General features: G+C 38.9%; 12 protein-coding genes. 10 read left to right on the top strand and 2 right to left on the bottom strand.

Features of this window, described 5'->3' with window-relative positions; genetic code table 11:
• The first annotated feature begins 238 nt into the window (after window positions 1-238).
• The 5 genes from ACO6S2_RS07000 (at window position 239) to ACO6S2_RS07020 (ending at window position 6038) form a co-directional block, all read left to right on the top strand.
• A complete protein-coding gene (locus ACO6S2_RS07000) occupies window positions 239-2242 on the top strand; it encodes a Vps62-related protein (protein ID WP_422361781.1) in 2004 nt (667 codons plus the stop codon).
• 4 nt (window positions 2243-2246) lie between these two features.
• Entirely contained in the window at window positions 2247-3131 is an 885-nt protein-coding gene (locus tag ACO6S2_RS07005) for a hypothetical protein (RefSeq protein ID WP_422361782.1), read from the top strand.
• 10 nt (window positions 3132-3141) lie between these two features.
• On the top strand, window positions 3142-4302 hold the full coding sequence (locus ACO6S2_RS07010; RefSeq protein WP_422361783.1) for a hypothetical protein: 1161 nt from the start codon (window positions 3142-3144) through the stop codon (window positions 4300-4302).
• The gene (locus ACO6S2_RS07015; protein ID WP_422361784.1) at window positions 4292-5473 is read left to right on the top strand and encodes a hypothetical protein; all 1182 of its coding nucleotides are present in this window, start codon (window positions 4292-4294) and stop codon (window positions 5471-5473) included. The genes ACO6S2_RS07010 and ACO6S2_RS07015 overlap by 11 nt, the downstream gene beginning before the upstream one ends.
• A gap of 82 nt (window positions 5474-5555) precedes the next feature.
• The gene (locus ACO6S2_RS07020) at window positions 5556-6038 is read left to right on the top strand and encodes a DUF962 domain-containing protein (protein ID WP_422361785.1); all 483 of its coding nucleotides are present in this window, start codon (window positions 5556-5558) and stop codon (window positions 6036-6038) included.
• A gap of 36 nt (window positions 6039-6074) precedes the next feature.
• Here the strand turns inward: ACO6S2_RS07020 and ACO6S2_RS07025 are convergent, their stop codons facing one another.
• Window positions 6075-6605, bottom strand: a complete 531-nt coding sequence (locus ACO6S2_RS07025) for a DinB family protein (protein ID WP_422361786.1) — start codon at window positions 6603-6605, stop codon at window positions 6075-6077.
• A gap of 82 nt (window positions 6606-6687) precedes the next feature.
• Here ACO6S2_RS07025 and ACO6S2_RS07030 point away from each other — a divergent pair, with 82 nt between their 5' ends.
• Window positions 6688-7230: a DUF1697 domain-containing protein gene (locus ACO6S2_RS07030; protein WP_422361787.1), complete on the top strand. Its 543-nt coding sequence runs from the start codon at window positions 6688-6690 to the stop codon at window positions 7228-7230.
• Here the strand turns inward: ACO6S2_RS07030 and ACO6S2_RS07035 are convergent.
• The gene (locus ACO6S2_RS07035; RefSeq protein ID WP_422361788.1) at window positions 7227-8879 is read right to left on the bottom strand and encodes a VRR-NUC domain-containing protein; all 1653 of its coding nucleotides are present in this window, start codon (window positions 8877-8879) and stop codon (window positions 7227-7229) included. The two genes, ACO6S2_RS07030 and ACO6S2_RS07035, sit on opposite strands and share 4 nt — an antisense overlap.
• 73 nt (window positions 8880-8952) lie before the next feature.
• On the opposite strand from ACO6S2_RS07035, the gene ACO6S2_RS07040 reads away from it, so the two are divergent.
• The 4 genes from ACO6S2_RS07040 to ACO6S2_RS07055 all read left to right on the top strand — a co-directional run bounded on the left by ACO6S2_RS07040 (window position 8953) and on the right by ACO6S2_RS07055 (window position 14120).
• Window positions 8953-10116 (top strand): J domain-containing protein, encoded by a 1164-nt coding sequence (locus tag ACO6S2_RS07040; RefSeq protein WP_422361789.1) that lies wholly within the window; start codon window positions 8953-8955, stop codon window positions 10114-10116.
• Between the two features lie 39 nt (window positions 10117-10155).
• Complete coding sequence (locus ACO6S2_RS07045; RefSeq protein ID WP_422361790.1) at window positions 10156-11760, top strand: M1 family metallopeptidase; 1605 nt, start codon at window positions 10156-10158, stop codon at window positions 11758-11760.
• Window positions 11757-12206, top strand: coding sequence for a GNAT family N-acetyltransferase (locus tag ACO6S2_RS07050; protein ID WP_422361791.1), 450 nt, complete (start codon window positions 11757-11759; stop codon window positions 12204-12206). The genes ACO6S2_RS07045 and ACO6S2_RS07050 overlap by 4 nt, the downstream gene beginning before the upstream one ends.
• Window positions 12207-12281: 75 nt before the next feature.
• Window positions 12282-14120: a peptidase M61 gene (locus ACO6S2_RS07055; protein WP_422361792.1), complete on the top strand. Its 1839-nt coding sequence runs from the start codon at window positions 12282-12284 to the stop codon at window positions 14118-14120.
• The last annotated feature ends 1 nt before the right edge of the window (window position 14121 follow it).

Below are 14121 nucleotides of genomic sequence, written 5' to 3' on the forward strand. Positions count from 1 at the left end.
CAGAGGCGGTCTACTGAAGCCGATAAATCTTTATGCAATTGGATGGTGTGTTTGGTAAAATATTGAAGGTTGTGTTTTTCCTTCATTCTTCTATTGCTCAGGTCGTATTAAATGATAGCATGAATATCAATAAAATTGTGATCAGAATAAAAATCATTTACTTTAGCCGTCCAGCATTTTCAGAGTGATTAATTAGATAATTAATCTATAACTCGATAATAACTTAAACATTTCCAATATGCATTTGATTTATCGGCCTAATCTTTCCACCAAGGTATTGGTATGCCTAATCGGTATGCTTCTTTCTCAATTTTCATTTGCGAATGAGCTTCCTTGTGGACAACGTAGATTGTTCAAAGATGGTACGGAACTCACCTCAACCTATGACGCAGCTTATCACTATGCAGAGGATGGTTCAGTTACCATGAAAGATGGTTTTGTAGCCAAACCTGGTTTTAGTATACAACCCAGCTTAAACTGTAGTCAAACCAGACCCGCTTTGGAGGAGTTGGTCAGGAAGCATGCGCCCCAGATTAGACATTATTCGCAGGAAAACTATCATATGGCATCCATGGATTGGTTTCTAAAACGTGCGAAAATTGTAAAACAAAACGGTTTGTTCTTTACGGATATTCAGTTAAATATATCAGATGAAAATATTCAAAACTACAGTCTTGGAGAAGAGTATAAGCTTACAAAAAAGATAAATGAGGCAAAATATGGGTACATTGATTCTGCCCTTTGCTATGTACATATTCAGAGGGCGTACTATCAAAGCCTACCTCATTTAAATGATGATATAGAAATTCAATACTGGTTGTTTTATCCATGGAACGGAGATCAGAATGGTGGTAATTCTTTTTCTCATGAAGGTGATTGGGAATATGTGAAAGTTATTGTTGCTCGTGATGGCAGCCTGAAAAAAGTTATAACGTCAGAACATGAGACTTATAATGTTTATAACCCTGACGATGTTCAAATGTATAATCATATCACCCAGACTATAGATAATCAGGGAACACATCCAGTATTGTACTCAGCAAATGAATCTCACGCATTATATAATGATACAGGTTGGCAACACAAAGTATACGACCCAACAAATAATGGAGGAGATTGGTTTGATTGTTGGGATAATTATGAAATAATTGAATTAGGTAACGCTTATTCTAATTACCCTGAATACCCAGCGCCTGATAAACTTAGTATATTAAATTCTGGAGTTGTACCGACAAAACCCAATTGGATCAATTTTAATGGTAGGGTTGGAAAGGATGGCCCAATCATGCCTAAGAAACATAGAGAGAAGTGGAGAGGCATGGTTACTTATTATGACTTTGACTATATCCCAGACCAAATTGCTTATTATCCCGAATCAGTAATCATAGGAGAAAAAAGTATTTGCTATAATGTGGACTATGATTTTAGTCTCCTGGTTCATGTGCCCTATGAAGTCAATTGGACGGCAAAAGATCACTTTACTGTTGAGTCAAGCACAAATCCTGTACTTACTACGCGAGCCAAGTCTAGTAGCTATAATTCTAGCGGACAAATTAAAGCCAATGCAATCCTAAAGTACCCTGGAGGTTTTGATGTTAAGTACCAAAATCTAAAGAAAAATGTATGGTTTGGTCCGCCATCTTCTGAAGCCTTTACATTAGACTTAGATCATGAGTTTACCTGTTCAGCCGATGCTTCTATTATGTATAATGGAGCATTTGATGTTACTTCAGTTGATTGGTCGATTGCTGGAGCTGCAGATTTACCTCCTCCAGGTGAAAGAAATGTACATAAAGCAGCGCTGACTGCCCAGCCTGGAGGTGGAGGTTATACGGTTTATGCCAATGTTCACAATACCTGTGGAAGTTATGAAAAGAGCGCATCTGGCACTATGGATAACAGCTGTACGGATCCGTTCTTGCGAACACAAGAGGAGCAAATGTCAGATTCGGTATCTGTAACCACAGAACCCAATCCCATCCTTCTCACCAATTACCAGCTCTTCCCCAATCCTACTACGGGACAAGTTCAAATTGGTCTAGTGTCAAATCGAGAACCTCTTACTAACATTCGTACGGAAGTAATGGACTACTCAGGAAGGATGGTAGATTCTTTCAGCTTTGACAGACTGGAAAGCCCTTATTTGGATTTGGATCTGTCTAGTCAGGAAAAGGGGCTCTACCTCATACGAGTTTATCAGGCTGATGTACCTGTTTTCGAAAGTAAAATCTTAAAAAACTAGCCCTATGAATTTTTCAAATTGTAAAACCTTGTTAAAATCATTTTTACTTTCGGCATTATTAGTTCTGTCTTCCGTCTCAGTCATTGCTCAATTAAGTCAAAACCCAACCTATACCTCACAGGCTAATTTCGAGCGTGGTACGGGCTGGGATGCTGCAGCTAACATTGGTTTTTTGAATGTAACTTCAGGCTCTGCAGAAGATAATAACTTTGCTCTAAAGGTTAACTCAGGTAGTGGCTATTTCACTTTTCACACGAATGATGGAGGTGTTGAAGAGCAACTGAGAATAGCAAATAATGGCTTCGTTGGAATAGGCATTTCTAACCCCTCTTATTTGTTAGATGTAAATGGGCCTATTGCTATTGGGCGAAAAGGAAAATCTGGAGTTATACATTTTAGAAGAGGCTCAAACGGTTGGGATGGAGCAGCTAATATTGGATTCAATGGTGATAACGAGGCTCATAATTTTGCATTTAAATTGGCCAGTGGATCTGGCGCTTTTACTTTTCACACCAATAAAGCAGGAACAGTTACGGAGATTGTCAGAGTTAATTCATCTGGAATTACAGTTGGTGGTTTAGTGCACTCTCAAGAGGTTAAAGTATCCGTAGGTGCCGGAGCCGATTTTGTTTTTGAAGAGGACTATGAACTTACTTCTCTCGAAGAGTTGGATCAATATGTAAAAGAAAACAAACATCTCCCTGAAATCGCTTCAGCCAAAGAAATGGAGTCTGAAGGCATTCACCTGGCAGAGATGAATATCAAATTGCTTCAGAAAGTTGAGGAGCTGACTTTGCATTTGATTAAACAAAATAAGAGAATAGAAGAGCAAAACAGAAGATTGCTTTTGCAAGCAAATAGAATAGATGTGTTGGAAAGTCAGAAGTAAAAAAAGCGTCATGAAAAATAATGTATTCACTTTAATTGTATTGATAATTACGAATTTGCAGGCCTATTCTCAACAAGCTCATATCCTTGATGAAACAGGTTACGCACTACTAAGAAATACTACTTCAACTAGTGGGTGGTCAGGAACCACCTCGTTAATGTTGGCAGCTACGGCAGCTCAGAATTCGGGACTTGTTTTGTCCTATGAAGCCGATTCTAATCCCAGAGTTGGTAGAATTAGTTTAAACAATAGTTGGGGAGGTAGATACGGTGATTTTGCCATTAGCCTTAGGAATGCATCTGGCACCTATGAAAGGTTCAGGATTGATGCCGATGGCAATGTAGGCATAGGTACGTCAAACCCAAGCCAAAAATTGCATATCAATGCTGGGTACAATGGTCTGTTGGTTAATGGGACTCAAGGTGGTGTAAATTTTACTGATCATCAAGTAGAATTTACGTTTACTGACTCCGGAGTCTTAGAGAGTGGTGTGAAATTCAATAAAAAGAATGGTGGACTTAATTTCGATTTGATGAATGCTTACTACAACGGGAATGAACTCTTTGTGATTCGAAACTCTGGTAATCTTGGAATAGGTGTTGCAAATCCAAGCCAAAAACTGCATATAAATGCCGGATATAATGGTTTACTGATCACTGGAGTGCAATCGGGAAATAATTTTACTGACCATCAGGTGGAGTTTACATTTACAGATGCAGGCGTATCAGAAAGTGGCGTGAAATTTAATCAGAAAAATGGAGGGCATAACTTCGATTTGATGAATGCTTATTACAACGGAAATGAACTTTTTGTGATAAGGAATAGCGGCAATGTCGGTATCGGCACCACCAGTCCAGACTCAAAACTCACAGTAGCTGGTAAAATTCACTCACAAGAAGTAAAAGTCTCCGTGGATGCCGGAGCCGATTTTGTCTTCGAAGAAGATTATGAACTGACCTCTTTAGAGGAATTAGGTCAATATGTGAAAACAAATAAGCACCTCCCTGAAATCGCTTCAGCCAAAGAAATGGAGTCTGAAGGTATCCACTTGGCTGAAATGAATATCAAATTGCTACAGAAGATTGAAGAGCTGACTTTGCATTTGATTGAACAAAATAAAAGAATCAAATTTTTAGAAAAAACTTTAAAAAGCCAATCAGATGAGAATTGATAAGATGAAAATCATTGGAACAGTTGTATTTGCCATTGGTTGTTTTCAACTAACTTATGGACAGACGTTGTCGGTTCCTGATCTACTGGTAGAATCAACTAGTGAGTCTGTTTGGATAAATGATCAGGGTAAAGCACTCACTATAGGGTCAACGAGTTTTGGAAACTCGTTTATTCAGTTTAGAAAAAACAGTCCATATGGTGTGAGAATTGGGCTTAATACAAATATAAGTGGTGGAATTGGACTGATTCAAACCGGTGGTTCTCGTGGGTTTGGGGTAAAAGTCAATGAGGTGGGCTCCTGGCAAGATGTTGTAAACCCAGAATTTTTGATCATTCCTAGTGGTAAAGCTTATATAAGTCATGAACTTGATGCTTCGGCATCTATGGATGGAGCATTAACAATCGGGAATGTATCAAATATCAATTTGACAATTGATAACAATGAAATAATGGCTAGGAATAACGGTTCCATTTCAACGCTTACTCTAAATGCAGAGGGAGGAATGACACAAGTAGGGGGGCAACTTAATGTGAATAATAGTTTACAAGTAAGTAATGGTACGATTGATGTTAATAGTGATAATAATGCGTTGAATATTGGATCAGGCGCCTATTCAAATTCGTATATACAAATCAGAAAAAATAGTACAAATGGTGTTAGGTTTGGTTTGAAGACGGGCTTAATTGGTTCAACTGAAGGGATTGGTTTAATTCAAACCGGAGGTTCAAGAGGATTTGGCATAAAAGTAAATGAAGGTAAGAGTTGGGATTTGGTTTCAGACCCTGAATTTGTAATTAAATACAATGGCAATGTGGGCATCGGTACTACTGACCCTGACTCAAAACTCACTGTAGCTGGAAAAATACACTCACAGGAAGTGAAAGTATCCGTAGATGCTGGAGCCGATTTTGTTTTTGAAGAAGATTATGAACTTACTTCTCTAGAGGAATTGGATCAATATGTGAGAGAAAACAAGCATTTGCCGGAAATCGCTTCAGCCAAAGAAATGGAGTCTGAAGGAATACACTTGGCTGAAATGAACATCAAATTGCTGCAAAAGGTTGAGGAGCTGACTTTGCATTTGATTGAGCAGAATACCCAATTGCAAAAGCAAAATGATCAGATCATTGAGATGAAACAGCAGATTGACCAGTTGATGGAAGAGTAGGTTGATTTCTTAGGTAGTCCTGTTGAGAAGGTAGTTTGTCATTTTTTTGGTTAATATTATAGAACAATTAAACACCAAGCCCATGAGAAAAATTGACCAGCTTCTTTCTGAGTATGGCGAGAGCCATCAAAATCCCACCAACAAATTAATTCACTGGATCTGCGTACCAGCAATTTTCTGGAGTATCGTCGGTTTATTTTGGTCTATACCAAATGATTGGCTAGTCGTTGTTTTTTCAAAAACACATAGCCCTTTTTTGAATTGGGCAACTATCGTTTTGATGGCTGTATTGATGTACTATTTCACTTTATCTTTTTCATTGTTTGTGGGCATGGCCGTAGCCGTCATGGGCTTTTTGTATCTGACTTTGTTTGTGGAACAACTGGGTATTGCTCCTGTTTGGCAAGTAAGTATTGCAGTGTTTGTCATTGCCTGGGTCGGACAATTTTATGGTCACAATGTGGAAGGCAAGAAGCCTTCTTTTCTAAAAGACGTTCAGTTTCTATTAGTAGGCCCCGCCTGGTTGATGCATTTCATTTACAAAAAAATAGGGTTGCCTTATTAAGGTCAACCCTGATTTATAAACCGTGTCGTTAGGACTTTAGTTGCTGCCGCTCCATGGTGGAGTCACGTCATTTACTCTGGCATAGGCAATCAGCTGACCTTTGTGTTCGTAGCTATGCGTCGCAATGATCATAATCAAAGAGCGCTTTGTGAAAGTACCAAAGGGCAAAGTCACCATGTCATTCATTTGATCATCTTTTACTGCATCAACGGCAGCTTTTGAAAAAGCATAAGCTTCATTAATAGCTTTTAGAATTTCAGCTTTATCTGTAGTCGACTTCTCTAAAGCTTTAGTGTCTAATCCTTCTGGAAGTGGCGTACCCAATGCACTGGACAAATTGTAAGTGGAGGCTGCGATATGCAAGATCACCTCAGACGTACTGCGTACGTTTTCTCCAGGCCTCCAGGTATACTTATCCTGAGGAATGGCTTCAATTAATTTAACAATCTGACCTTGACTGTAATTCATGCTGCCTGTAAATTCTTGCTGATAGGTAGTTGGTTGTGCAGCTTCCTGTGCTGTAGCTAAGAATGGCGTAATAAGTAAAACGTAAAGTAAGTTTTTCATGGAATATGTTTTTAGTTCAGCAGTTGAAACGGTTATACACAATTAGAGTTAGGAATAGGTTGTCTTTTTTTACTTTTGGGACATGACAAAATACATTGCACTACTAAGAGGTATAAATGTGAGTGGCCAAAAGCTGATCAAGATGGACGCATTGAGGGCATCCTTGGATAAGCTCGGTTATCAAAACATTCAAACCTATATCCAGAGCGGGAATATTGTATTTGAAACATCTGAGTCCGATCAGGAAAAGTTAGAAAATCAAATTCATGAAAACATCAAGGGTACTTTTAGTTTTGATGTGCCAGTGATTGTTCGTTCGAAGGAAGAATGGACTGCAACTTTCGGGGATAATCCATTCATCAACAATCGTAATGAAGAGATCACGAAGCTATATGTAACAATCTTAGCCGAGGACCCTAGTGAAGAGAATTTTAAAGTTTTACAAGATTTTCATTCAGGCCCTGAAGAGTTTATCAAAGTAGGTTTGAATCTATATTTGTTTTATGTGAATGGGGCTGGCAAGTCAAAGCTTGATCACAATACCATTGAGCGGAAACTGAAAGTGAAGGGAACTTCTCGAAATTGGAAAACTACCACGAAGTTGATGGAGATGTTGAATGCTTAGACCCATTCTACCAAAGCAATCTCTGCAGGGATTTTCCACTCATCAAAGCGTTCCAACCAAAACAACTGTTTTTCAGACAAATGATCATTCGGTGATTTCACCTCATAGAATGAGTACTCATTTTCTTTCCAAATGAATAGGTCAGGAAAACCAGTGGATCGGTTTTTCGGATCGATAGCCATTTCTGCCAATAGGAATTTGATTTGTTGCAACTTGGCAAAGGCCAAAAATCTCCACATGGCTTCAATCATGCTTTCATCCCAGTGCACAAAAGGATTAGAGACGCCATGGTGCAATTCAAGACTGGTCTCTAGCGTTTTTGAAAGTTGTTTTTTTGATTTTGTCTTTTGAAGCTTGTTAATAATGGCTTCTTTGCGCTTGGCGTAAAAGTCTTTACCATAAATGTCAGAAGGGTTACGTTGCAATGGTTGATGTAAGCTGTTGTATTTGGGATCAAAAACTTCTTCCCAAAAAAACAATCCAAAGACGTTTCTGCAAATAGAATTTTCAGAATGATAGCCATAGTAACCTTCCGTTTGGAAGTATGCCAGTGCACCTTGCTCTACTCGATACTGATAGCTAGCGTCTACTGGAATAGAGACTCCATCTTTTTGCCTCAGGGTGGTGGTCTTTAGTTTTTTATCTAGCTTGTTGAGGACATCTAGTGCGATATAGTACTCTTTATTATCGTTGGGATTTTCAAGGATTTGTTTTGCCTGAGCCAAAGATTTGTCAAAATCTTTTTGCTTGTTGTAGATTCTAATTCTTCGTTCTCTCAGTGGAGATGCAGGTGAAATATGATACAATTCAAGTGCTTCCTCAAAGTGTTTGTTTTTTTCAAGATGGTAGCCAACCTTGTGCAATAGTTTTTCTGCTCGTTGTTTGGCTTTATCCATGTTGAGAAAATAGCCAATTTCAATTTCTTTGAACCATGCATAGATGGATAAAGGAGAAACCGCTTCTTCTAATAAATAAAACTCTTTGTTCAACTGAGAGAGTTGCATCACGGCTTCAGCTTCTTCTCTCGAGTCGAATGAAGTGCCTAATTTTGACTCGTCTATTTCCATGAATTTGGCATGCCCGACATCACGGATAACGAAGTCAGACATGTCGCCATGATTGTGTCCAAAAAAGAATAATTTAACCATATCCAATTCCTCACGTGCCCCTTGGGTAATAATGGAATTGGTATAAAAAGATTGTTGCAGAATTTCCGAACCGTGACTTTCGAGTAAATCCAAAATCAACTCATCCTTTTTTAGTTTCTTATCGACCTCAATATCTAAAGGTTTTAGCATTTGGATGATCTCTGCCTTGTTATAAATGTTGACGAGCTGATAACACTCTTCAATCTCTAGAAAGGATTTATTAATGAGAAAATTTTGATCCAGCAATTCTTCTTGAGCATCATCTAGATTAGTTATTTCAGCATAGATCAATTTTTCTTTTCTAAAGAATTGTCCTTTTCTATTGCTTACTCTTACGTACAGGCACTGAGCATCCTCAGAAAGTGTCGTGAAGTTGGTGACAAATGCTACTTCATCATCTGAGAGGAGTGGTTCATATTTATCCAAGACAAAATTGAGGACATATTTAAAATTGTCCAGATAGTATTTTTCGGGCAGTATAATTTTGTCATTATTGGCCATGTCAGGCAAAAATAGAAGCAACTAGTACCTTTTTTTGTTTTCCTACGTTTTATTTGACACGCAAATCTCTGAAATGATCAATTACTATCACATCTTGGGTGTTTCTTCCAGCGCAACTGATGCAGAGATCAAGGCCGCATTCAAATCAAAGGCATTGAGCTATCATCCTGACAAACATTCAGGTGATAAGAATATGGAAGAGTTATTTAAGCAAGTGAATGAGGCACATCAGGTGCTTTCCAATCCATACAAGCGATCCAAACATGACATGATGCTGAGATATGGAGCTTCCTCCCATGGTATTGCCAATTCGATTTATAGGAGAACGTATCCTCAGCAAAGAAGAGAAAGGTATTATCCGCCACAAATGAGCAACTGGAAAGCAACAGCTTATGCCTTTCTATTTGCTTTTTCTGTAGCGCTTGTTATCACCACTGGCATGTACCTCAATAGACAATATCAAGAACGTCAAAAAGCAGAATTGCTGGCAGGAAGAAGAACGGTCTTTAATACGGTGAAATCGGCTCACGACAAAGGCGATTTGGAGCAAAGCCTTCAATTGATCAGCAGTATGGGGTCTTTTTGGTACGAAGAACAGGATATGAAGGATTTCAAGGACTTACTACTGAAGGAGATCAAAGACAAGGGAGATGAATTTCTGTCCGAAGGTCAATACGAAGAGGCCATAAATCATTATGATATGCTCAAAGATTATTCTGTGAGTAATACTATTTCTTACCTTAAGAAAATGGCTGCAGCCTATCAGGGTATGGGAGAAGTGGGCAAGGCATTGGAGATGTTTCAGATGATGCACTTGTATGGGTATCGTACTACTAGTTTTTATTTGGAAATGGGTATGCTCTATGAGAATGGAATGAAAGATTTAGAGATGGCCTTAAATTATTATCAAATTGGAGCGGACTTGGCTTCATCCGAGTATGAAGTGACTATAGGTAGCGCATATCCAATTGTAATCAATGCGAATATGGTTCCGCCTACGCATTATGACATTTACATGAAAGTAGCTCAGACTCATTTGGACTTGAATCAATATCAGGAAGCGGTGGATGCGGTTTCCTGGACAAAAGAAATTTGGAAAGATAGTTTGTGGCAATACCGGATTGAAGGACAGGCATTGCAGGCTATGGGGAGATCGTCTGCTGCGAGAAGAGTGGTTGCAGAAGCCAAAGCAATTGATCCCAAATTTATACTAGATGTAGACACATACGACCGCTAGTCAAATCTTTTCGAATAGCTAATTGTTTAACGCTTACATTTGGAAAAACCATTCCATATGCCCGTGATTCAGAGCTGCAAGTTTTTCATTTTATGCTTTCTATTTTTAACAAATAGTTTTTCTTTCGGGCAAAGACCGGAGACCGCTGTATTCGATATACAAAACTATCAGTTTGATGTTGTTTTGACTGATACCAGTGATGTGGTGAATGTCACAGCAGTAGTGTCGATTAACTATCCGAGCACAGTGCCAGAATATACGGTGTTAGATTTTGCTAATACTGGGATGGAAGTAAAAGCCTTATCCTTTGGAGGAAAAGAGGTCGACTATGTTCATCGTTCAGATGTATTGAAAATTCCTACACCCAATACAATACAGTCAGGAGGATCTACTGAATTGGTGGTAACCTATCAAGGAATTCCCTCTGATGGCTTGGTTATTTCTCAAAACAAACATGGTGAACGAACTTTTTTCGCCGAACATTGGCCGAATCGCGCACATCATTGGCTACCTGTAATTGATCATCCTTCGGAAAAAGCTACCTGTGAGTTTAGAGTGACTGCTCCGGCGAAATATCGCGTAGTGGCGAATGGAGATTTGCAAAGTGAAGAACTCATGGACTCAAATTGGAAACAGACCATCTGGAAGATGAACAAACCTATTTCTTCAAAAGTTATGGTAATTGGAGTGGCTCCTTTTGTTACGAAAACTTTAGACAGTGAGGGAATGATCAAAGCTTGGGTATACGAAAAGACACAAGCCTTGGCCCTCCATGATTTTTCTGAAGCACCAGCCATATATGAAATGTTAGTTGGTTACATGGGGACATACCCATTCACTAAGTGCGATCAGGTAGAATCGAGTACCAGATTTGGGGGGATGGAAAATGCTGGAAATATATTTTACCCCGAAACGTCATTAACTGGAGAACAAAAAATAAATCAGACGATAGCGCATGAAATAGGCCATCAATGGTTTGGTAATGCGGTGACCGAGGGAGATTGGGCTGACCTTTGGATCAGTGAAGGTTTTGCAACTTTTTTTGAAAATTACTGGGTGGAGGAAGCGCTTGGATTGGATAGTCTTTTAGCCAAACTACAAAAAGAGGAGAAAAAAGTGCTAGACTTTCAAAGAAAGAACCCTAGTCAGATGATTGTTCAGCGACCTGTCGAAAATTTGAATAAACTCATGAACCCAATGACATACGATAAGGCGGGTTGGATGTTAAGAATGCTTCGATATCGGGTAGGAGAGGAAACTTTCCAAAAACTCATATTGGCCTTTTACGAACAGTACAAATATGATATTGCAAGCACACAGGATTTTATAAATGTCGCTAATGAAATTTCAGATGTTAACTTGGATAAGTTTTTTGAGCAATGGTTTTATACGCCAGGAGCACCCGACGTTAGATGCCATTGGAGTTATAAAAAGGGAAAATTGAAGCTTAGCTTTGAACAACAAACGGACTTTGTTTATCAGTTAGATTTCGATGTGCAGGTTGCATATAAGAATGGTACCACTGAAAACAAGAGAGTGTCACTTAGCGATAAAACACAGATCATTGAAATTTCATGCGAACAAGTAAGCAATATAGAAATTGATCCGCACAACGTCATTCTTGGAAAATTTAGAGAGAAATGAGTCTGAATAAAACCACCATTCGTGAAGGCTCCATTGAGGAAGTGGTCAAAATAAGCAATCAAATCCCTGAATTTGAAAGTCCGCATGCAAATGAGGTGTATCAGGAAAGACTGCAAAGCAAAAAACATCTCATCGCCATAGCTGAAGTAGAAGGCAAGCTTGCCGGATTCAAGGTCGGCTATGATAAGTTTGGTAATACTTCATTTTATACATGGATGGGAGGTGTGTTGCCAAAGTTTAGAAAAATGGGATTGGCCAAAGCACTCGCAGACTTTCAGGAACAATTTGCCCTTGAAGAAGGATTTGATTCCATTGTTTTAAAAACTCGAAATCGTCATAAAAACATGCTTCACTTTGCTATTAGCTCAGGGTTCGAAATTATGGATGTTGAGTTAAGATCCGAGTCAGCGGAGAACCGAATCTTACTTAAGAAGCAATTAAAGTGAGAGAAGGTGCTTTCTTTTGCATCATTCGTTCTTGTTTTTAGAGGATACCTCATATTATTGAATAAAATTTATCAGATGAATATTAAAATCATTTTACTTGTTGCCTTGTTGAGTGTTTCTACTTCTCTTTTAGCTCAGGAGAAATACACTATTTCTATAGACTTGAACACTGTGGTAGATGACAAAGTAAAAGTCACTTGCCTGGTTCCGAACGTTGAAAAAGAGGAGATTGAATTTCGTGTGCCTAAGATTGTGCCGGGTACATATTCTATCTACGATTTTGGACGTTTTTTTACTGACTTTAAGGCATTTGATGCAGAGGGTAATGAACTTGTAACCCGGCAGCTGACTGATAATCGTATTTTAATAAAGGGGAGTGAAAAATTGGCTTCGGTTTCGTATTGGATTGAAGATACTTTTGACTCCGAGAAAGGGAATTTCGTATTTGAACCGGCAGGTACTAATATAGAAGAGGGTAAGAATTATGTGATTAACACCTTTGGGTTTGCAGGCTATCTGCAAGGTATGAAAGACTTAGCCTATGAGCTACATATTGATTACCCCAAAGGCATGTACGGCGCCTCTGCGCTTGACAAGGTATCCATCAATGACTCATCAGACGTTTTCTTAGCTCCAAATTATTTTGACTTGGCCGATGGGCCAATCATGTATTCTTCGCCAGATACAACGACCTTCGAAATCGGAGGTGCTGAAATACTAATTGCTGTTTATTCGCCCAACAAGGTGTTGGATCCGGTTTTCGTAAAAGAACAGGTAGAGCCTACCCTAAAGGCCCAGCACGAATACCTTGGTCAGCTCCCAGTAGATCGATATGCTTTTATCATCTATTTGTTTGATACAAGCCCAATGTCGGGCAAGCTGGGTGCTTTGGAGCACTCTTATTCGTCATTTTATAGTCTGCCTGAAATTGACCCCTTCCGTTTGGCGCAAGTGATACGTGATGTCGCCGCTCATGAATTTTTTCACATTCTTACTCCACTCAATGTTCATTCTGAGGAAATAGGAAATTTTGATTTTATAAATCCAAAAATGTCGAAGCATCTATGGCTGTATGAAGGAATGACCGAGTACGCCGCAGGGTTGGCGCAGGTGAAATATGGAGAGATGTCCTTGGCCAATTACTTAAATGTTTTGGAAGGTAAGATTGGTCAATCTACTTCCAATTTTGATGATCAATTGCCTTTTACGGAATTGAGTCTCAACTGTCTGGGGGAAACAAAAAGCCAATATGGTAATGTCTACCAAAAGGGTGCTTTAATCGGAATGGCATTGGATATTCGGTTGAGAGAGTTGTCTGATGGAGCGTATGGTGTTCAGGATATGATGCAAGATCTGGCTAAAAAATATGGAAAGACACAGTCCTTTAAAGATGAGGAGTTGTTTGATACGATTACCGAAATGACCTATCCTGAAATACGTGAGTTTTTTAGTACATATGTGGAGGGAAGTACTCCTCTTCCCTATGAAAGTATACTTAAAAAGGTGGGTGTTGAGTTTAAGCCAGCAAGAACAGAAAAGGAACTGTCATTAGGCCATCTTAGTTTTTCTGTCAATGAGTCTGACAACAGGTTAATTATCCAATCCATCGATCAGATGAATGTTTTTGGTAAGGAAATGGGATACAAAGAAGGAGACATCATCTATAAATTCGATGGGATTGAAATTGATATTGAAAACTACGAAGAAGAATTTTTGGCGTTCACCGATCGCCATCAGGTAGGAGATAAAATTCAGGCTGTAGTTTTGCGAACTGATGAAAAAGGCAAACTCAAAAAAGTAAAACTGAAAGCAGAGGCCATTGAAATTGACCGAAAAATTGAGGCTTCTATGATGCTTTCTGATACCCCTTCCGAAACTCAATTGAAATTGAGAAAGTCCTGGGTCAATAGATAAA

Source organism: Reichenbachiella sp. (assembly GCF_965233835.1).
In the GTDB taxonomy this organism is placed as follows: domain Bacteria; phylum Bacteroidota; class Bacteroidia; order Cytophagales; family Cyclobacteriaceae; genus Reichenbachiella.